We start from the raw sequence: 19,955 nt of genomic DNA, 5'->3' as shown, positions 1-19,955 counted from the left end.
CATCGCGTGACGTCGCGGAGCGTTACGCCCAATCTTTCGTGGCCCGAATCACATCCGCCCCGCGCACACGCCGGTACCACGGGCGTACGCGCCCCGCCCGGGGCGCGCGGCGGCCCCGCACGCCGGAGTCGCCGGGCCCGTACTCGGGCCCGGCGACAGTGGTGCACCCCGCGCCCCCGCGCGTCGGCGGGTCAGTGCTCGCGCGGGGCGGGGACCACGCGCTCGACCTCCGGATGCACCGTCAGCAGCTGGCGCATGGCGTTCTCGGCCCCCGTGGCGTCCCCCGCGGCGAGGGCCTCGACCATGCGCGCGTGGTGCGCGACGCAGGTCTCGCTGGGGCGGTCGCAGGCGGTGACGGGGCCGCCGGACACCTGGAGCGCGGCGGAGACGATGCCGGAGAGGTGCTCCAGCATGCGGTTGCCGGCGATCTGGATCAGGAGGGCGTGGAACTCGTTGTCGGCGCGGGTGAAGGTGATGGCGTCGCCCTGGCCGAGGGCGTGGCCCATGATCTCGACCATGTCGGCGAGGCGCTGCTGGATGTCCGGGCGGTCGTGGCCGGCGGCCAGGCGGGCGGCCAGCGGCTCGATCGTCCAGCGGAGCTCGTTGAGCTCGCGGCGCTGGTCGTCGCGCTGGGGTCCGAAGGCCCGCCATTCGATGATGTCGGGGTCGAGCAGGTTCCAGTCGGCCACCGGCCGCACGCGCGTGCCCACGTTGGGGCGGGCGCTGACGAGGCCCTTGGCCTCCAGGACCCTCAGCGACTCGCGTACGACGGTGCGGGAGACCTCGAAGCGCTGGCCGATCTCCTCCGGGACCAGGGGGCGGTCCGCGCCGAGGTCGCCGGAGACGATCATCTGGCCGAGCTGCTGGACGAGTTGGCCGTGCAGTCCGCGGCCGCGGCTGCCCGCCGCGCGGCGGCCGACACGGCTCAACTCGACGTCGGCGCCGTCCCAGTGGGGCGGGCCGACGCGGTCGGACCCGGATGCCTCCGGGTAGGGGTAGCGGTCGAGTTCGCCCGAGCCGGCGAGGCCGGTGTCGGCATGGCGGGCGGCGGTCATCATGGTGTGCGCAAGGGTACTCACGAATCCTTTGTCGGTCGTGCCTCCATGACCCTTGAGGTCTTTGGTGAAAAGCACACGAAAGGGTGATCGGTGCCACCTACGCAATTGACGACTTATCGTAAAGAACCGGGCCTTTTGCGAGGAGTTGCGGTCCCCTTCGCATGATGGGGTGCGATCCGGACTTCCCCGATCCCCCGGGCGTCAACTCCCGCACCGGATCGATCACCAACGGACGCGACCGCGCAATCCTGTGAACCCATAGGCGCACAACAGGACCATAAGCGACAACACCAGTGCCGTTCCCACGGGTTGGGCCATCACTCGAAGGGCCCCCACGACGAGCCGGTCCGCCTCGGGCGGCCACGGCGTCCAACTCAGTCCGCGCAGTCGGGAGGCGAGGCCGTCCATCGGGTACGCGGACGGCCCTTCGAGCGCCTTGCGCACCAGCGGCGCCACCATCACCGGCACGGCGAGCACCGCGGCCAGTCCGGCCGAGACGGAGCGGAACGCGCCGGAGGCCAGGACCCCGGCCCAGGCGGAACCGACGAGCAGTCCGGCCCAACCGAACACCGGGGAGACCACGTTCGCCGGAGCGCCCAGGGGGCCCGCGGCGTCGAACACGAGGCGGAGGGCGGCCGCGTCGGCCGCGACGACCAGCGCTCCGAGGGTCAGGGCGAGGGCGGCGCAGACACCGAGCTTGGCGAGGAGCAGCCCCAATCGTCGCGGCACGGTGCCGCGGGCCGCCGCGAGGGCGGGGTAGCGGTACTCCTCGCCGAAGGCGAGGGCGCCGAGGAACCCGGCGCCGAGGGCGGCGGGCGGCAGGGGCGACAGCTCCGGCCAGGCGGCGAGGATGCGGGTCCGCGGGGCGTGACCGGCGCGGGCGAGCAGCAGGGCGGTGACGACGGACACGACGACGACGAGGGCGGCCGTCAGGTAGGGGGCCGCGGTGCCGAAGACGCGCAGCAGTTCGTAGCGCACCGGCCGCAGCGGGCCACGGACGCGGCGCACCGGGGGAAGGGCCCGCGAGGCCGCACCCGAGGGCTCGCCCCCCGAGGCCGCCCCTGCGGGGTGGGCTTCGCAGGAGGCTTCGGGCCGGGAGTCGGCACGGCCTTCGCCCCGCCCGTCGGCCCGGACCTCGGGCCGGTCCTCGGTACCGGCCTCGGCGGCGCGCTGTGCGTCGGGATGGGACCCGTCGGGGAGCGGGGGGTGACCGGGGATCGCGAAGGCCTCCGGGAGCGTGCCGGGCGGGACCGCGGGAGAGGGAGTGGTCGCCCGCGCGTGGGCGGCGACCTCGATACGGGCCTCCGTCCGCACCGCGACGCCGGTACGGGTGCGGGCCTGCGGGACGGGCGGGACCGGGGCTCCGGCGTCGCCGGTCTCGTCGGCGATCTGGTGGACGAGGACCCCGTTGCGGAAGGCCGCCTCGCCGATCTCGGCGCAGTCGCTTCCGTACACGGACAGGCGGTTGCCGCTCTCCTCGACGATCTCCACGGCCCGCTGGGCGGCCCGGGCCTCGCGGCCCAGCACGTCGGCGAGCCGCGCCGCGTGCGGGGTGCGCACCGCGACCCGCGGGCGCAGTCGGGTGCGCGCGAAGTCCGCGACGTCCTGGTCGGCGACGAGGCGGCCCGAGGCGATCGAGACGACCCGGTCGGCGTTGCGGGCCGCCTCCTTGGCGTCGTCGGTGGTGTAGAGCACCGCTCCGCCGAGGGCGGCGTGCCGGCGCAGGAGTCCGTAGAGCCAGGCCCGTTCGCGGGCGGGGAGCCCGGCGGCGGGTTCGTCGAGCAGGAGGGTGCAGGGGTCGGCGAGCAGGGCGACCGCCAGACCGAGACGGCGGTCCATGCCGGCCGAGAGGGAGCCGAGCCGCTGGTCGCGCAGTCCGGCGATGCCGACGACCTCCATCAGCACGTCCGCCCGGGAGGCGGGCACACCGACCGCGGCGCAGAGCATCCGCAGTTGGTTGCGGACGGTCCGGGAGGGGTGCCCGGGGACGTCACCCAGGAGCACTCCGACCTCGCGGGCGGGATGCGGGACCCGGTGCAGCGGGCGACCCCGGAAGTAGGTGACGCCCCGACCCGGTTCGAGTTCGAGCATGAGCCGCAGCGCGGTGGTCTTGCCCGAACCCGGTTCTCCGAGCAGGGCTGTCACACATCCCGGGCGGGCCTCGAAGGTGAGGTCGTCCACGAGGGGGGAGTGGTTTCGACGGGGGGAGCTGGTGAGTCCGATGGCCTGGAGCATCGCTTCTCTCGCGGGGGGTGAGACCGCTCTGCGGCAGGGTGAGTACCGCAAGAAAGATAACGCGATATGTCCGATTTTCGACGCACTCTGCCCGTGTGGGTCGGGTGCGTGTCGGCCGGCATGCCACCGGACCCCGGGGCGGTGGCCCCGCCCCGGGTGGCTCAGACCTCCGGCCGCAGCATCGGGGGGTTGAGCAGGGTCGCGCCGCCGGCGCGGAACAGCTGGGCGGGTCGGCCGCCCTGACGGGTCGTGGTGCCTCCGGCCGGAACCAGGAAGCCGGGGGTCCCGGTGACCTTGCGGTGGAAGTTGCGCGGGTCGAGCGCCACGCCCCACACGGCCTCGTAGACCCGGCGCAGCTCCCCGACGGTGAACTCGGGCGGACAGAAGGCGGTGGCCAGGGAGGAGTACTCGATCTTCGAGCGGGCCCGCTCCACCCCGTCGGCGAGAATCCGCGCGTGGTCGAAGGCGAGCCCGGCGGAAGGCTGGTCCGGGGTTTCGAGGAGTTCGTCGACGGGGGCCCAGCGGGCGCCGTTGGCGTCCCCGCCGGCGCGCGGTGCGGGCAGGTCGGGGGCGAGGACCAGGTGAGCGACGCTGACCACCCGCATCCGGGGGTCCCGCCGCGGGTCACCGTAGGTGGCGAGCTGTTCGAGGTGGGCGCCCTTGTCGACGCCGGGCACGGCCGCGTCGTGCGCGCACAGGCCGGTCTCCTCGGCGAGTTCCCGGGCCGCTGCCGCCCCGAGGTCCTCGTCTCCGCGGACGAAGCCGCCGGGCAGTGCCCATCGTCCCTGGAACGGTTGCTCACCGCGTCTGACGGCCAGCGCGCAGAGCGCGTGGCGCCGTACGGTGAGCACGACCAGGTCGACGGTGACGGCGAAGGGCGGGAAGGCCGACGGGTCGTAGGGAGACATGCGCCGATCATAGTCGTCTTCCTGACGATAAACAGAGCTTTCGCGATCCCGGAGACGGTGATCCGGAACCCGACGCGCAGCCTGCCGAGCACGCCCGCCCCTCCCGCGCGGCCGCCCCGGCGGCCTCCCGACCCGACCCGGCCCGGACGGGCGGGGTCCGGACGGGTCGTCTCAACCTCCCAGTTGGAGCCCATCGGCCGCCTCCTCCACCATGCCGACGCCGAGCCGGCTGATCCGGACGGTGAACGGCTCCCCCGCCACCCGCAGGTCCGACAGGCGCAGGGCGCCGAGGGGGGCACCCGCCGGCGGTGACACGGCGACCGCCCCGGCCGGGGCGTCGGGACGGATCCCCGCGAGGGCGACGAGCGCGTGGATCCCGGCGGCGGCCGCCACCGCCGCCGGTCGACAGGCCGCCGGGTGGGGCAGGGGGGCACTGTCGGCGGTGCGCTGCCGGCCCGCGTACATCTCGGGCAGCCGGTGGTCGAACGCCTCGGCCGCGTCGAGCAGTCCGCGGAGCAGCCCCGCGGCCTCCTTCTCGAAGCCGGCCTGGATCAACCCGGCCACCGCGACGGCGCTCTCGTGGGCGCGGACGGCGCCGGACCGGTGGCCGAAGGGGTTGTGTCCCGGCTCTCTGAGGGCCATGCTCCGCAGCCCCCAGCCGCAGTCCATGCCCGGGGAGCCGAGGAGACGGGCGAGTTGCTCCGTGCGGACGGGGTCCAGCAGACCGGCAGCGAGCCGGCCCCCGCCCAGCAGACCGGTGTCCAGCAGGTGCGCGGCGGCTCCGGTGAGTCGGGGCAGCGGACGCCCGTCGGGGTGCAGGGCGGCGGCGGGGCGTCCGCCGTCCGGGCCGTCGATCCAGAACCGGGCCCGGAACCCCTGCGCCAATGCGGCGGCCCACTCCCGCCACTCCGCGGCTCCGGGCCGCCCGCACCGTTCGAGCAGGTCGGCGCCGAGCAGCGCGGCCCGGTGGGCGTGGGCCTGGGTCTCGACGCGTCGGGGCCCGGGGTCGGGATCCGCGAGGAACCCGTCGGCCCCGAGCGCCCCGCGCAACCAGTCCAGGCAGCGTTCGGCGGCGGGCAGCAGCCGGGCCACCTCGTCCTGGGCCAGCCCCCACAGCCGGGCCTCGGCGAGCACCGTCGGAAAGGCGAGGGTGGCTTCGGTTCCGGTGCAGCCGGGCGGCAGCTGCGCCCCCGCGGCGCGCAGCGGGCCCGGGATCTTCCCCGCGTCGGGCCCGCACCCCTCTCTCTGGGTCCGGGCGAGCGTGCGCAGGGTGGCGGCGGCCAAGCCGGTGCCGAGCGGCAGCGCCATCCGGGCGGCCCACAGCGACTCCGCCGGCGCCAGACCCAGTCTCCACGGCGCTCCCGCGGCCGCGAAGGCGTCGCCCGGCTGGTCGGGGTCCCGCAGGAGCAGGGCGCGCAGGTCGTCGAGGCTGGTGCGGAACCAGGCGTCGGCCCTGGGGTCGTCCCCTTCGGCCCGTGCGTCGGCGAGCGGGTTCGCGACCCGCCCGGCGGGCGCCCGTACGGTGCGGTCCCGGGAGGTGCGCAGCTCGATGGTCCGGGATTCGCCGGGGCCCAGCGGGATTTCCCAGCGCAGGAGTCCGGCGGAGGCGAGGCAGTCGTCGGGCGGGGGGTCGGCGACCGTGACGGTGAAGGTGTCCGCGGCGTTCCAGCGCAGGCCGCCCGCGTGTACGGCGGCGGGGAGCTCCGGCCCGGCCCGGCCCGCCGCCACCGCCGCCAGTTCGGCGAGGTCGGTGCCGAGAGCGACCTCCACGGGCAGGCGCAGCGGTCGCGCGGCGAAGCTGCGCAGGGTGATGTGCTCGGTGCCGTCGGCGTGACGGACCCGTTCGATGCCGATGTCGGGGTCGGGCCCGGCCTCGACACCGGTGCGGACGGTGGCGGTGAAGGAGGCCCGGTCGGCGGCGAGGCCGCGTCCCTGCACGGAGACGGGATCTCGGCCTCCGACGCGCAGGACGCAGCGGGAGAGCAGCCGCCTCCCGGACCGGTAGATCCCGTCGACGCCCCGGCCGGTGAGCTGCCCGTGTTCGGGCGAGATCACCAGGCCGGGCGCGGCGACGCAGATGACGGAGGCGTGTACGGGCGGCAGTTCGGGCCGGCTCGGGGGCGCCGTGCCCGCCGCGGGGTGTCCGGGGGGCGCCTCGCCCGCGCGGCCGGACCCGGGCCCGGTGCCCGACCCGGGCGCCGCGGCCGGTACGGGCACACGGCCGGTCCACGTCGGCCCGTCCCGCCCGTCGGGTTGCCGGGCCGCCCGGTGAGGCCCGGCGGCGCGGCCCGGGGCGGGGTCCGCGTCGTCCGGCGGACCGGCCGGGTCCCCCTGGGGCCCGGCCCCGACCGGCGGGGCGGCCCCGGGAGGGGGTGGGGTGAGCGTGGCGGGAGCCGCCGGCGGAGCGGCACCCGCCGGGTCGGTTTCGGGTACGGGGGGAGCCATGTGTCGCCCTGTCTGCGCGCCGGCCGGTTCGGCTGGGCGACGGCGTGGCCGGGCTCCCGTCACCCTCCAGGGGAACGCCCCCGCCCCCGCCCGGGTCACGGGCCCCGGTGGCGGCTGCCGGGGCGGCGCGGTGCTCCGGTGCCGTGTGCTCGTCCGCGAGGCGTGCCACCACCGGCGAACCGGGCAGCCGCTCCTCGCCGTCCGTCGGGCGCTCACTGCTCGTTCCCCTCGCTGCGGCGGGGCGTGCGGCGGCGTCGGTCCGAGGTCCTGCGCCCGGGCGGGCGAGTGGTGCCTGCGGGCCGGCGGCGGCTCCGCTCGCGGCGCCCGCGTTCCTCGCGCAGGCACCGGCGCAGGCCCTCGGGGTCGATGCCCTCGTTGCAGGCGTGGTGCAGCAGTTGCGCGAAGCGGTAGTCGGCGTCGGCCCGGAGCGCCAGGGAGAGGGCGATCCGGGCGGTCGGCTCGTCCCCTCCGGCCCAGGACACCCAGCCCGCGAGGGTGAGCGGGGCCGCCGCGTGTTCCCCGTAGGCCCCGACGCAGCGCCGGGCGAGGGCCCGCCACAGCCGCAGGGCGGGCGCCGCCTCGTCCGCCTCCATCCACTCGGCGGCGATGTCGCGGATCTCGCGGTCCTGCAGTCCGAGGATCAGCGCGGCGGCCTCGTCGTGTCCGAGCAGCGCGTCGTCCCAGTCGTCGGCGCACGGTCCTCCTTCGACCGGCGGGGCGAGGGTCATGCGGCGCATCAGGGCCCTGGCCAGGGCGAGGGTCTCGGCGCCGACCTCCTCGCGGGTCGCCCCGTCGAGGATCTTCGGCACCAGTGCCGTGGCGGCCCGTTCCAGGGCCTCCTCCTGTTCGGCGGCCCAGGGGCCCCGCAGGGGCGCGAGCCGGTCCTCGATGTCCTTGAGGGATCCCCGTACGCGCAGTCCGGCGAAGGTGGCCGTGGCCGCCATCACGGAGGTTCCGGGCTGCGCCAGGGGGGTGCCCTCGGCCGGGCAGCAGTCGGTGCCGCCGCAGGTGTAGGACCAGTAGCGGCCTGCCGAGATGCACAGGGCCTCCAGGACGGGCACGTCCAGCGCGCCGCAGGCGAGCCGCAGCCGTTGGGCGAACGGCCTCAGCCTGGTCATCACCCGCTGCGGGCTCTCCCCGTCCCGGGGGTCCTGGCACAGGAAGAGCACGATCCCGTCGGGCTTGCCCCCACGCCGCTCACTGCCCCGGATGAGGCAGTCGGCGACCTGTCGGGCGGTGTCCTCCCATTCGGCGGGCGCGGTGGGGATGCCCACGCGCAGCCTGCCGCCGAAGCGTCCGGCCTCTCCCTGGACGGTGACCATGACCAGGGAGTCCGTCGGGTGGAAGCCGAGCATGTAGGGCAGCGCGTCGGCCAGTTCGGCCGGGCTGCGCAGGGTGATCTGGGGGTTGGAGGGGCAGTCGGTCGGGCTCGTGGCCGGGCGGCCGGCGGCCCCGTCTGATGCGTGGTTCGTCGTCATGCCTCGACGTTCCCGTGTCCGGGACGATCACGAAACCCCTGTGGATAACTCCGCGGGGACCCTCGCACGCGCTCCTCGTCCGGCCTTCGACATCCACAGGTGCCAGGGCGCCATTGGCGCGATGTCGGAGGCATCGGGTTGCATGGAGGCATGAACGCAGACCTGAGGTCCTCGGCCGACTCCGTCCTCGCCCGGCTCGTGGGTGATCCCACGGGCACCGCGCGGCTGCGCGAGGACCAGTGGCGGGCGATCGAGGCCCTCGTCGCCCACAAGCGGCGTGCGCTGGTCGTCCAGCGGACGGGGTGGGGCAAGTCCGCGGTCTACTTCGTGGCCACGTCCCTGTTGCGGGCGAGCGGCGCCGGCCCGACCGTCATCGTCTCCCCCCTGCTCGCGCTGATGCGCAATCAGGTGGAGGCCGCGGCCCGCGCCGGAATCCGCGCCCGCACCATCAATTCGGCCAATCCGGAGGAGTGGGAGGGCATCCAGGCGGAGGTCGCGGCGGGGGAAGTGGACGTCCTGCTGGTCAGCCCGGAGCGCCTCAACAACCCCGACTTCCGCGACCAGGTGCTCCCCAAGCTGTCCGCCGCCACCGGCCTCCTGGTGGTCGACGAGGCCCACTGCATCTCCGACTGGGGCCACGACTTCCGCCCGGACTACCGCCGCCTGCGCACCATGCTGGCCGACCTCCCCCCGGGCGTCCCCGTGCTGGCCACCACCGCCACCGCCAACGCCCGAGTGACGGCCGACGTCGCCGAACAGCTCGGCACGGGAGCCGGTACGGACGCCCTGGTGCTGCGCGGCCCGCTGGACCGCGAGAGCCTGAGCCTGGCCGTCCTCACCCTGCCCGACGCCGCGCACCGGCTGGCCTGGCTCGCCGACCACCTGGCCGACCTGCCCGGGTCCGGGATCATCTACACCCTGACGGTGGCCGCCGCCGAGGAGGTCACCGCCTACCTGCGCCACCGGGGCCACACGGTGGCCTCGTACACCGGGAAGACCGAGAACGCCGACCGCGAGCAGGCGGAGAACGACCTCCAGGCCAACCGGGTCAAGGCGCTCGTGGCCACCAGCGCCCTCGGCATGGGCTTCGACAAGCCCGACCTGGGCTTCGTGGTCCACCTCGGCTCCCCCTCCTCCCCCATCGCCTACTACCAGCAGGTGGGACGCGCCGGGCGTGGCGTGGAGCACGCCGAGGTGCTCCTGCTGCCCGGCCGGGAGGACGAGGCGATCTGGCAGTACTTCGCCTCCGTCGCCTTCCCGCCGGAAGAGCAGGTGCGCCGCACCCTGGACGTCCTGGCCCAGGCCGGCCGGCCGCTGTCGCTGCCCGCCCTGGAGCCCCTCGTCGACCTGCGCCGCACCCGACTGGAGACGATGCTGAAGGTGCTGGACGTGGACGGCGCCGTCCACCGGGTGAAGGGCGGCTGGACGTCCACGGGCGAGCCCTGGGTGTACGACGCCGAGCGCTACGCGTGGGTCGCCCGCCAGCGGGCCGCCGAACAGCAGGCCATGCGCGACTACGCGGCGGCCGGAACCTGCCGCATGGAGTTCCTGCGCCGCCAGCTCGACGACGAGGAAGCCGCGCCCTGCGGCCGTTGCGACAACTGCGCCGGGGCGCGTTTCACCGCGGACGTCTCCACCGCGGCCCTGGACACCGCCCGCGGTGAACTGGGGCGCCCGGGCGTGGAACTGGAACCGCGTCGGATGTGGCCGACGGGGCTCGCGGCGGTCGGTGTCGACCTCAAGGGCCGCATCCCCGCCGGCGAACAGGCCTCGACGGGGCGGGCCCTGGGCCGGCTCTCCGACATCGGTTGGGGCAACCGGCTCCGTCCGATGCTCGCGGCCCAGGCACCCGACCAGCCCGTTCCGGACGATGTCGCGCAGGCCGTCGTCGCCGTGCTGGCCGACTGGGCCCGGGGACCGGGCGGTTGGGCCTCCGGAGCGGCGGACGCGCCGGCCCGCCCCGTGGGCGTGGTCGCGCTGCCCTCGCGGAGCCGCCCCCTGCTGGTCTCCTCCCTGGCGGCGCGGATCGCGGAGGTCGGACGGATGCCCCTGCTCGGGTCACTCGAGTACACCGACCGGGTACCGGAGTTCGGGCTGCCGTCCTCGAACAGCGCCCAGCGCGTACGCGGACTCCATCAGGCCCTGACCGTCCCCGCCGAGTTGGCCGCCGCCCTGACCTCGGCCGCGGGTCCCGTGCTCCTCGTCGACGACCGCGCCGAGAGCGGCTGGACCCTCGCGGTGTCCGCGCGGCTCCTGCGCCGGGCGGGCGCACAGGGGGTGTTTCCGCTGGTACTCGCACTCCAGCCGTAGCGGAATGCGTCGTCTCCGGCGTGGCGGGGCAAGGATATGAACGGCATACCGGCGAATTCCGGTCTGCGGCCTCAAATGCTCATTGCCCCACCCTCGCGGGCCACGCGAGAATCGGAGTGCTCCCGCTCGGCTCGTCGGCACTCCCCAGGGCCGCGCCGCAGCGCGCCCACAGCCCAGCCGTGCCCGCTCGCGGGCGTGTACCCGAAGGGAGGACCGTGACCTTCGGATTCGCCCCGCCCTCGACCACCACGCTGACGACGGCCACCGGCAGCGTCAGCCGGCACGGCAGACTGCTCGAACCCGCCGAGTGGACGGCTGCGGGGATCCCCCTGCTGACCAATCCGCGCGACGTCGTCAGCGCTCTGCACTCCCTGCACGCCCCGGTGCCGTCGACCGCCGTCCTGGCGGTGCTCGGCCCGGAGGAACGGATCGTCGCGAGCGCCTCCTTCGTCCAGCGGTCGACCTCGGTCGACGGGTGGGAGTCCCGCAACGCGCTGCTGTCGCGACTGCGCCGCGTCATCCCGCACGACCTGAGGCGACGGACCCCCGTCCGGACCGCGGTGCTGCTGTACTGCCGCGACGGCGACGAGCGGTGGACGGAGGAGGACGGGGCCTGGATGTGGGGGCTGCGGGACGCCTGCACCCTGCACGGCCTGCGCTGCGGCGCCTACGTCACCCTGACGCGCGGCGGGTGGCAGGTCCTCGGTGACGGTCGTGGCGGGCGCAGCCCGGGCGCGGGGTCGCGGACCGAACACCTCGGATCCACGGTCATGGAGCCGGCGCCGCTGACCCTGCGGACCGGTGGCGGCGCGGCGGAGGCGCTGCGCCGGACCGCCGCCCGCTGAGCCGTGCCGGAGCCGTCTCGTGGGTGGCGGCGGCCGCCCGACGGCGGGTGCCCGACCCGTGCTCGCGGGGGCGCGGCCACGAACGTCCGCTCACGCGTGTGCGGGGGCGTACGAACGCGGCGGCGCCCGGCGAAACCGTGCCGCCCGGCGCCCTGAGGGGCGGCTCGGCGGCGCGGACGGCCCTCGCCGCCGCACTCCCGGCGGGGTGTACGGCCGGTCGGGCCTCGGACTTCAGCGGGGCCGGCCGTCGGCCCGCCCCGCCCCTCGCCCGTGTGGGGTACGGAGCGTCAGACGCCCGTGCCCAGCACGGAGTTGATCTGCGCGACGTCACCGCAGACGATCAGCAGCGCACCCGCCTTGGAGAGGGCGACGGGCAGGGCCTCGGCGATCGCCCCGGCCGGTCCGCCGTTGGCCGCGAAGACCACGACGGGACGGCCCGTGGCGCGCTGCACCTGCGCGGCGTCCGCGTAGAAGACGTCGTCCTTGGCATCGTGCTGGGCCCAGTAGCGGCCCTCGCCGAAGGACAGCTCGTGAGCGGCCCACGGGTGCGGGTCGCCGGTGGTGATCACCAGGACGTCACCGGGCGCGCGCCCGGTGTCGAGCAGCAGGTCCACGGCCTCCTCGGCCGCGTCCAGGGCGCCCTCGGCGGAGGCCGGGATCACCTGGAGCTGCGGCACGGCCGCCGAGACGGACGGCGCGGCGGGGGCTGCGGGAACGGGTCCGGCGGTGGCCTGCGCCGCGCGCTGCGCGGGCGGGCCGGGACGGACGGGACCGGGGCGTCCGGGCCGGGGTACGGCGGCGGGACGCGGACCAGGTACGGGGCGGGGGGTCTGCGCGGTGCGGCTCGCGGCCGGCGTGACGCGGGGACCCTGGGCACTCTCGTGAATCTGAGGCTCCTCGATGGCGGGGGTGAGAGGCATGAGTTGATATCTATCAAACACCGGTACGAAACGTACCGGTGGGTGGCACGTGGGTGCGATCAGAAATCGAAGCCGAGTTGGCCTCCGTTTTCCAGTTCCATCGCCTCCTCGCTCCGGCGCACCTTCTTCAGGTGACGCCACTGCGGCAGCGCGTCGAGGTAGGACCACGAGAGCCGGTGGTACACGGTGGGGCCGCGCAGTTCGAGTGCGGCCCGGTGCACGGGCGAGGGGTAGCCGGCGTTGGCCGCGAAGGCGAAGTCCGCGGTTCCGTCTCCCGGTTGACCCAGTTCGGCCATCATCCGGTCGCGCCGGACCTTGGCGATCACGGAGGCCGCGGCCACGGCGACGCAGGACTGGTCGCCCTTGATCACCGTCCTGACCTGCCACGGCGCGCCGAGGTAGTCGTGCTTGCCGTCGAGGATCACCGCGTCGGGCCGCACCGGCAGCGCCTCCAGCGCGCGTACCGCCGCGAGTCGCAGCGCGGCCGTCATCCCCAGCTCGTCGATCTCCTCCGGGGACGCGTGTCCGAGGGCGTGGGCGGTGACCCAGTCCTCGAGGACCTCCAGCAGCGCGTCGCGGCGCTTGGGTGTGAGCAGTTTGGAGTCGGTGAGCCCCGCGGGCGGCCGGCGCAGACCGGTGATCGCCGCGCATACGGTGACGGGACCGGCCCAAGCCCCTCGTCCGACCTCGTCGACCCCGGCGATGACCTTGGCGCCGGTGGTTGCACGGAGCGAGCGCTCGACGGTGTGGGTGGGTGCTTCGTACGGCATGGCGCCAGCAAGGTTACGCCGCCCGGAGCCGCCTGCACACCCCGGGCCACCCTCGACGCGGCGGGGATGTGCGCACGGCCCGCGTACGCCGCCCTCCACGGGCGCTCGACGGCGGCTCGCGCACCGCTCGCGACCGCCCTTCCGGACCACTCGTACGCCGCTCCCGCGCCGCTCGTACGCCCCACCCATCACCCGTGCGGGACGGTGCGCGCGGGGCTCGTACAGCGAGCTGGGAGACCAGCGCCCGGCCGCTCGGCACGACGGGCCCATCGGCAGACAATTCACGGCCGCACATTCCCGCTCGGGTCATCGGCGCCACCGGGAGGACGGCCTGGAACGCTGCACCCCCCACACCGACAGGCACACCAGCCCTTACCAGAAAAGGCCATACGGGGTCACGAGCCAGCCCGCACCTCGCCCCACGGAGTCACCACAGGAGGCCGGGCAAAGCCTCTCGATCTGCATGGAATCGCATTCGCGAAGGACTGCGGCGATGGTCGCGACGGCGAGTGAGCGCATCGCGAACGCCATCTCGGACCCTGCCGAAGGCTGCTCACGAACCCGGTCCACGGTCGGGTCCGCCCCTCACCCGTTCGAGTCGGGCGAGGGGCGCGGCAGCGCGTGCCGTCGGGCCCGCGGAAGGCCCCCTCGACACCTACGCGGCCGGTCCCGGCAGCCAGGCGGGAAGGTCCTCGGTACGGGCCAGCCAGGCCTGCGGCAGCGCCTTCTCGCCCCGCGCGCCCAGGATCCCGCCGACGATCGCGCACGTGGTGTCCACGTCACCGCCGACCTGTGCGGTGGTCCAGAACGCCCGCTCGTAGTCGTCCAGGCTCCGCGCGGCCGACCACAGCGCGAAGGGCACCGTGTCGTGCGCGCTGGTGCGTCGGCCGCAGCCCAGGACGGCCGCGACGGTGGTCGCGTCGTCGTAGTCGAGCATGCCGCGCGCGCGGCGCAGGCCGGCGCCCACGGCGCTGCGCGGAACCAGTGCGATCACCGCGTCCAGCAGGTCGCCGGCGCCGGGCGTCCCGGCCGGGGAGGCCGCCAGCGCGGCGGCGGCGGCGACCGCCATGGCCCCGCAGACCGCCTCGCGGTGCTGGTGGGTGGTGTAGGCGGAGATCTCCGCCTGGTGGGTGGCCTGCTCGGGGTCGTCCGCGTACCAGGCGCCCAGCGGCGCGATCCGCATGGCGGCGCCGTTGCCCCACGAGCCCTGCCCGTTGAACAGTTCGGCGGCCAGCGTGCGCCAGTCCTCGCCCTCGCGGACGAGCCGCAGCATGCGGTTCACGGCGGGCCCGTAGCCCCGGTCGAAGTCGTGGTGGTCGGCGAACGAACGCGCCAGCGCGTCCTGGTCGATGCGGCCGTGCGTGGCGAGGACGGCCAGCACCGAGCAGGCCATCTCGGTGTCGTCGGTCCACTGCCAGGTCTCGTCGCCTGCCGGCAGTTCGCGCCGCTTGAGCATCGGGTAGTTGACGGGGACGAAGTACTGGGAGCCCAGGGCGTCACCCAGTGCCAGCCCTCTGAGGCTGGACATCGCGCGCGCGTAGCGCGTTTCGGGAGCGGAATCAGCGGTCATCCCGGGCCACTCTAGCCGTCCAGGTCATAAGGCTCGGGTGTGGTCCACCGCTCAAATGGGCGGTCCATCCGGTAGCGGCCGTCCGGTCCGAGCATCAGCACCCGGAATTCGCCGTTGCCCGGATTGGACAGGGCCTCGAACTCGGCCACCGACCAGTGGAACCAGCGCATGCAGAACAGTCGCATCGTCAGCCCGTGCGTCACCAGTAGGACGTTCTCGGGGTGGTCCGGTGCCTCGAAGCTGCGGTAGAGGCTCTCCAGGAAGGACCCGACCCGGTCGTGGACGTCGGCGCCGGACTCCCCCTGCGCGAACCGGTAGAAGAAGTGCCCGTACGCGTCCCGGTAGGCCTTCTGCAGCCGTACGTCGTCCCGGTCCTGCCAGTTCCCCCAGTCCTGTTCGCGCAGTCTGGGTTCCTCGCGCATCCGCACCCGCGCGGGGTCCAGGCGCAGCTCGCGGAAGGTCTGGAGCGTCCGCCGGTAGGGGGAGACGTAGGCGCTGATGTGCTCGTCGCCGAAGAGTTCGCGCAGCCGGACGCCCGCCTCGGCGGCCTGTTCGTGGCCGCGTCGGGTCAGCCGCAGGGCGTGGTCGGGCTCCCGCTCGTACACCGTGTCGTCGACGTTGCCTTCTGATTCCCCGTGCCGGACAAGGACGATGCGCCGTGGTCGTACCATCCCACGACCCTATTCGGCCATCGGGGCGCGCACGCACCGGGCACGCCGATCAGCCGGCCGTTCGTCCTACGGTCATACCGTCCAGCCCGGTTCCAGGTCCACGACGTCCCCGGTCAGGGCCTCGACGTCGGCCTCGGTCTGGGCGCGCAGCGACAGCCGCTCCACCCGCTCCTCCCGGTACTTGCCGTGCTCCGCGGCGGAGCGCCACATCGACAGGACGAGGAACTCGCGGCCGGGGGCCTCCCCGAAGAGGCCGCGGACCATCCCGGGGGAGCCGGCCATGGCCGGATTCCACACCTTCTCCTGCATCAGGGCGAAATGTTCCAGGCGCCCCTCCCGGACCCGGGCATGGGCGACACGGACCACGTCGGCGTCGTGGAAACGCGGCTCGAAGCCGGTCTTCACGTCGAAGCGGTGATCGAAGAGCGTGATGCGCGTGCCGGCGTAGGTGCCGTTCTGCGCGGCCGCCAGGCGGTCGTGGGAGCGCGCCATGAACGAGTCGTAGAAGGCGCGGCTCTCCCAGAAGCCGAAGACGTGCGCGACCCCCGGCCGGCCCCGGCTCCAGCCGCCGCCCTGGCCCCGGAACCCGGGTTCGCCGAGGAGCCCCGCCCATTTGCGCTGCCCGCGCTCGAACGCGCGTCGGTCCGTCACCGTGCAGCTAATCCACTTGACCAGCACCGCGCCATCGTACGGGCCGGGCGCGGGTCCGGTCAGTCCCCGGAGCGGTGGATCCGTACCAGTTCCGCCGCATCTCGCTCGGGCAGCCGGAGACCGAACTCCCGGTCGAGCAGGTCGAGCAGTCCGTCGTCGGGGACGGGTTCCCGCTCGACGCGCCCGTCCGGGTGGAGGCGCGACAGCTCCCGGTCCACGAGCGCCAACCGGACGGAGGCGCCCGGGTACTGGACGACGGTCCGCCCGACGAAGGAGGAGTTCGGGTGGGAGGAGCTGTAGTGGTTGAGCAGGACGTAGTCGACGGGGTGGTAGCGCTGCGGGGAGAAGGCGTAGAGGTCGCGCCAGACCCCTCCCCGCAGGGCGCGCAGGACGAGGATCCCGTCGGCCTCCTCGTGCACGGCGAACGTCCACGCGCCCTGGCGCACTTCGGCTCCGGGCCGCCCGAGCGGGACGGGCTCGTGCGGGCCCTGCCAGCCGAAGCCGGCGTCGCAGAGCCAGGGTTCGCCGTCCACGGTGACGACGAGGACGGCGTGCGTCACCGCGAGCAGCGCCTCTCCCCGGCTGCGGTTGCGGGCACCGCGCCCGGAGACCTCGAACCCGATCCGCTCCAGGGCGGCGGCCAGCAACGAGTTCTGCTCGTAGCAGTAGCCGCCGCGGCGGCGGTGTACGAGCTTGTCCTCGATGGCCTTGATGTCCAGGTCGACGGGGCGGCCGAGCAGGACGTCCAGGTTCTCGAAGACGACGGAGTCGATGTGCGCGCGGTGCACTGCCTTCAACGTGTCGAGGTCAGGGCGGAGTTCCCCGCCCTCCCCCACCGGTCCGCGGTACCCGATCCGTGCCAGGTACGCCGCCAGGTCCAGCTCCGCGCCGCTCCACATGGTCCGCTCCCCCGTCGTCACGCCCGCTCCCCGGGCCGGCCCCTCATGATCTCCGCGCCGGCTCCCGGCGCCAAGCGGCCCGCGCGAGTGGCGGTCACAGGCGCCGTCGTATCGGTCGCGCGGTCTTCGAGGGCGATCGGCTCGTCATCGACGAGCGGAAGGGGGTGCCGACCATCGGTCGACACCCCCTTCGAGCCACCGCTCAGGCGGCTCGGCTACATCTGCTCGTCGTCACGGCAGATGCGGTTCCGGCAGGCTCAGCTGCAGCCGCTGGTGGAGCCGCAGCCCTCGCAGATGTAGCAGGAGCCGGCGCGCTGCATCTTGGTGCCGCAGGAGAAGCACAGCGGGGCGTCGGCGGAGACGCCCATCTGCATCTCGACCAGCTCGGCGTTGCTGTGCGCCGTCTTCGGGGCCGGGACCGGGACGACCGCCACCGGCTTGGCCGCGACGACCGCCGCGACGGGCGCCGACTGGGCGAGGGTCTCGGTGTCGAGCTCCTCTTCCAGCGGCTCGTAGGAGCCGGTGTCGAGGTGACGCTGACGCTCCTCGGCGGAGTGGATGCCGAGGGCGGAGCGGGTCTCGAAGGGGAGGAAGTCCAGCGCCACGCGGCGGAAGATGTAGTCGACGATCGACTGCGCCATCCGCACGTCCGGGTCGTCCGTCATGCCGGCCGGCTCGAAGCGCATGTTGGTGAACTTCGCGACGTACGTCTCCAGCGGGACGCCGTACTGCAGACCGACCGAGACGGCGATGGAGAAGGCGTCCATCATGCCCGCGAGGGTCGAGCCCTGCTTGGACATCTTCAGGAAGACCTCGCCGAGGCCGTCGTCCGGGTAGGAGTTCGCCGTCATGTAGCCCTCGGCGCCACCGACGGTGAAGGAGGTGGTGATCCCCGGGCGGCCCTTGGGCAGGCGCTTGCGGACCGGACGGTACTCGATGACCTTCTCGACGGCCGTGCGGATCGTCTCCTCGGCCTTCTCGGTGATCTCGGTCTTCTCCTCCTCCTTCTTCTTGGCGGAGAGGGGCTGACCGACCTTGCAGTTGTCGCGGTAGATCGCGAGCGCCTTGACGCCCATCTTCCACGCCTCGAAGTAGATCTCCTCGATCTCCTCGACGGTCGCCGTCTCCGGCATGTTGACCGTCTTCGAGATCGCACCGGAGATCCAGGGCTGGATCGCGGCCATCATGCGGACGTGGCCCATCGCGGAGATGGAGCGCTCGCCCATCGCGCAGTCGAAGACCTCGTAGTGCTCGGTCTTCAGGGCGGGGGCGCCGACCACGTTGCCGTGCTCGGCGATGTGGGAGACGATCGCCTCGATCTGCTCCTCGGCGTAGCCCAGGCGGCGCAGGGCCTGCGGGACGGTGCCGTTGACGATCTGCATCGAGCCGCCGCCGACGAGCTTCTTGAACTTGACCAGGGCCAGGTCCGGCTCGACGCCCGTGGTGTCGCAGGACATCGCGAGACCGATGGTGCCGGTCGGCGCGAGCACGGAGGCCTGGGAGTTGCGGAAGCCGTTCTTCTCGCCGAGGTGCACGACGTCCTGCCAGGCCTCGGTGGCCGCGGCCCAGATCACGTTGTCGAGGTCGTCGGTGCGCGGCGCGAGGGCATTGGCGTCGGCGTGCTGCTTCATGACGCGCTTGTGCGACTCGGCGTTGCGGGCGTAGCCGTCGTACGGGCCGACGATGGCGGCCAGCTCGGCGGAACGCTTGTAGGCGGTGCCGGTCATCAGCGAGGTGATGGAGGCGGCGAGGGTGCGGCCGCCGTCCGAGTCGTACGCGTGACCGGTGGCCATCAGCAGGGCGCCGAGGTTGGCGTAGCCGATGCCGAGCTGGCGGAAGGCGCGGGTGTTCTCGCCGATCTTCTGCGTCGGGAAGTCCGCGAAGCAGATCGAGATGTCCATCGCGGTGATGACGAGCTCGACGACCTTGGAGAAGCGCTCGGCGTCGAAGGACTGGCTGCCCTTGCCGTCGTCGTTCAGGAACTTCATCAGGTTGAGCGAGGCGAGGTTGCAGGACGTGTTGTCCAGGTGCATGTACTCGCTGCACGGGTTGGACGCGGTGATGCGGCCGGACTCGGGGCAGGTGTGCCAGTTGTTGATCACACCGTCGTACTGGATGCCCGGGTCGGCACAGGCCCACGCGGCCTCGGCCAGCTTGCGGAACAGCGCCTTGGCGTCGACCGTCTCGATGACCTCGCCGGTCATGCGGGCGCGCAGACCGAAGTCGGTGCCGTTCTCGACGGCCGTCATGAACTCGTCGTTCACGCGGACCGAGTTGTTGGCGTTCTGGTACTGGACGGACGTGATGTCGTCGCCGCCCAGGTCCATGTCGAAGCCCGCGTCACGCAGCGCGCGGATCTTCTCCTCCTCCTTCACCTTGGTGGCGATGAAGTCCTCGACGTCCGGGTGGTCCACGTCCAGGACGACCATCTTGGCCGCGCGGCGGGTCGCGCCACCCGACTTGATCGTTCCTGCGGACGCGTCGGCGCCGCGCATGAAGGAGACCGGGCCGGAGGCGTTGCCGCCGGAGGAGAGGAGCTCCTTGGAGGAGCGGATGCGGGAGAGGTTCAGGCCGGCGCCGGAGCCGCCCTTGAAGATCATGCCCTCTTCCTTGTACCAGTCGAGGATCGACTCCATGGAGTCGTCGACGGCCAGGATGAAGCAGGCGGAGACCTGCTGCGGCTGGGGCGTGCCGACGTTGAACCACACCGGCGAGTTGAAGCTGAAGATCTGGTGCAGGAGCGCGTACGTCAGCTCGTGCTCGAAGATCTCGGAGTCCGCGGGGGAGGCGAAGTAACCGTGGTCGTCGCCGGCCTTGGTGTACGTCTTCACGATCCGGTCGATGAGCTGCTTCAGACCGGTCTCGCGCTGCGGGGTGCCGACCGCGCCGCGGAAGTACTTGCTGGTGACGATGTTGACCGCGTTCACCGACCAGAAGTCGGGGAACTCGACGCCACGCTGCTCGAAGTTCACCGAGCCGTCGCGCCAGTTGGTCATGACGACGTCACGGAGCTCCCAGCTCACCTCGTCGTACGGGTGCACGCCCGGGGTGGTGTGGATGCGCTCGATACGCAGGCCGCCCTTGGCGGCCTTGGTCCCCTTGGTACGGGAACCTCGCGCCGAGCCGCTCGCCGTCTCTGTCATGCCGCCTCCCATATCGGGCGAAAACGCCCTAAAGTGCCAGCGTTATTCCACG

Annotated in this window: 14 protein-coding genes; 2 read left to right on the top strand and 12 right to left on the bottom strand. The window is 73.6% G+C overall.

Going from position 1 to position 19,955, the window contains the following annotated elements:
* Positions 1-191: 191 nt before the first annotated feature.
* The 5 genes from AB0D01_RS00385 to AB0D01_RS00365 all read right to left on the bottom strand — a co-directional run bounded on the left by AB0D01_RS00385 (position 192) and on the right by AB0D01_RS00365 (position 8,124).
* Positions 192-1,133, bottom strand: coding sequence for a FadR/GntR family transcriptional regulator (locus tag AB0D01_RS00385; RefSeq protein WP_363052547.1), 942 nt, complete (start codon positions 1,131-1,133; stop codon positions 192-194).
* Positions 1,134-1,280: 147 nt separating this feature from the next.
* The gene (locus tag AB0D01_RS00380; protein ID WP_363052545.1) at positions 1,281-3,293 is read right to left on the bottom strand and encodes an ATP-binding cassette domain-containing protein; all 2,013 of its coding nucleotides are present in this window, start codon (positions 3,291-3,293) and stop codon (positions 1,281-1,283) included.
* Positions 3,294-3,454: 161 nt separating this feature from the next.
* The gene (locus AB0D01_RS00375; RefSeq protein ID WP_363052543.1) at positions 3,455-4,201 is read right to left on the bottom strand and encodes an NUDIX domain-containing protein; all 747 of its coding nucleotides are present in this window, start codon (positions 4,199-4,201) and stop codon (positions 3,455-3,457) included.
* A 171-nt stretch (positions 4,202-4,372) separates the two neighbouring features.
* On the bottom strand, positions 4,373-6,418 hold the full coding sequence (locus AB0D01_RS00370; protein ID WP_363052541.1) for a glycogen debranching N-terminal domain-containing protein: 2,046 nt from the start codon (positions 6,416-6,418) through the stop codon (positions 4,373-4,375).
* Positions 6,419-6,858: 440 nt separating this feature from the next.
* Entirely contained in the window at positions 6,859-8,124 is a 1,266-nt protein-coding gene (locus AB0D01_RS00365) for a DUF4192 domain-containing protein (protein WP_363052539.1), read from the bottom strand.
* Between the two features lie 150 nt (positions 8,125-8,274).
* Between AB0D01_RS00365 and AB0D01_RS00360 the strand changes: the two genes are divergently transcribed.
* Together AB0D01_RS00360 and AB0D01_RS00355 are read left to right on the top strand one after the other, a co-directional pair.
* Complete coding sequence (locus tag AB0D01_RS00360; protein ID WP_363052537.1) at positions 8,275-10,434, top strand: RecQ family ATP-dependent DNA helicase; 2,160 nt, start codon at positions 8,275-8,277, stop codon at positions 10,432-10,434.
* A 215-nt stretch (positions 10,435-10,649) separates the two neighbouring features.
* Positions 10,650-11,279 (top strand): hypothetical protein, encoded by a 630-nt coding sequence (locus tag AB0D01_RS00355; protein ID WP_363052536.1) that lies wholly within the window; start codon positions 10,650-10,652, stop codon positions 11,277-11,279.
* Between the two features lie 287 nt (positions 11,280-11,566).
* Here AB0D01_RS00355 and AB0D01_RS00350 read toward each other — a convergent pair whose 3' ends face one another.
* The 7 genes from AB0D01_RS00350 to AB0D01_RS00320 form a co-directional block, all read right to left on the bottom strand.
* Positions 11,567-12,199, bottom strand: coding sequence for a hypothetical protein (locus AB0D01_RS00350; RefSeq protein ID WP_363052534.1), 633 nt, complete (start codon positions 12,197-12,199; stop codon positions 11,567-11,569).
* Between the two features lie 59 nt (positions 12,200-12,258).
* Entirely contained in the window at positions 12,259-12,969 is a 711-nt protein-coding gene (locus AB0D01_RS00345; protein ID WP_363052532.1) for a ribonuclease HII, read from the bottom strand.
* A gap of 655 nt (positions 12,970-13,624) precedes the next feature.
* The gene (locus AB0D01_RS00340; protein WP_363052530.1) at positions 13,625-14,539 is read right to left on the bottom strand and encodes an ADP-ribosylglycohydrolase family protein; all 915 of its coding nucleotides are present in this window, start codon (positions 14,537-14,539) and stop codon (positions 13,625-13,627) included.
* 11 nt (positions 14,540-14,550) lie between these two features.
* A complete protein-coding gene (locus tag AB0D01_RS00335; protein WP_363052529.1) occupies positions 14,551-15,210 on the bottom strand; it encodes a histidine phosphatase family protein in 660 nt (219 codons plus the stop codon).
* Between the two features lie 72 nt (positions 15,211-15,282).
* On the bottom strand, positions 15,283-15,888 hold the full coding sequence (locus tag AB0D01_RS00330) for a YdbC family protein (protein ID WP_363052527.1): 606 nt from the start codon (positions 15,886-15,888) through the stop codon (positions 15,283-15,285).
* A gap of 32 nt (positions 15,889-15,920) precedes the next feature.
* Positions 15,921-16,781: an arylamine N-acetyltransferase gene (locus tag AB0D01_RS00325; protein WP_363052525.1), complete on the bottom strand. Its 861-nt coding sequence runs from the start codon at positions 16,779-16,781 to the stop codon at positions 15,921-15,923.
* Positions 16,782-17,017: 236 nt separating this feature from the next.
* Entirely contained in the window at positions 17,018-19,903 is a 2,886-nt protein-coding gene (locus AB0D01_RS00320) for a vitamin B12-dependent ribonucleotide reductase (protein ID WP_363052523.1), read from the bottom strand.
* Positions 19,904-19,955 lie beyond the last annotated feature (52 nt).

It is taken from the genome of Streptomyces sp. NPDC048606 (assembly GCF_040650855.1).
Taxonomy (GTDB): domain Bacteria; phylum Actinomycetota; class Actinomycetes; order Streptomycetales; family Streptomycetaceae; genus Streptomyces.
The sequence above is the reverse complement of the archived record's forward strand: the minus strand, read 5'-3'. Positions and strand labels throughout refer to the sequence as shown.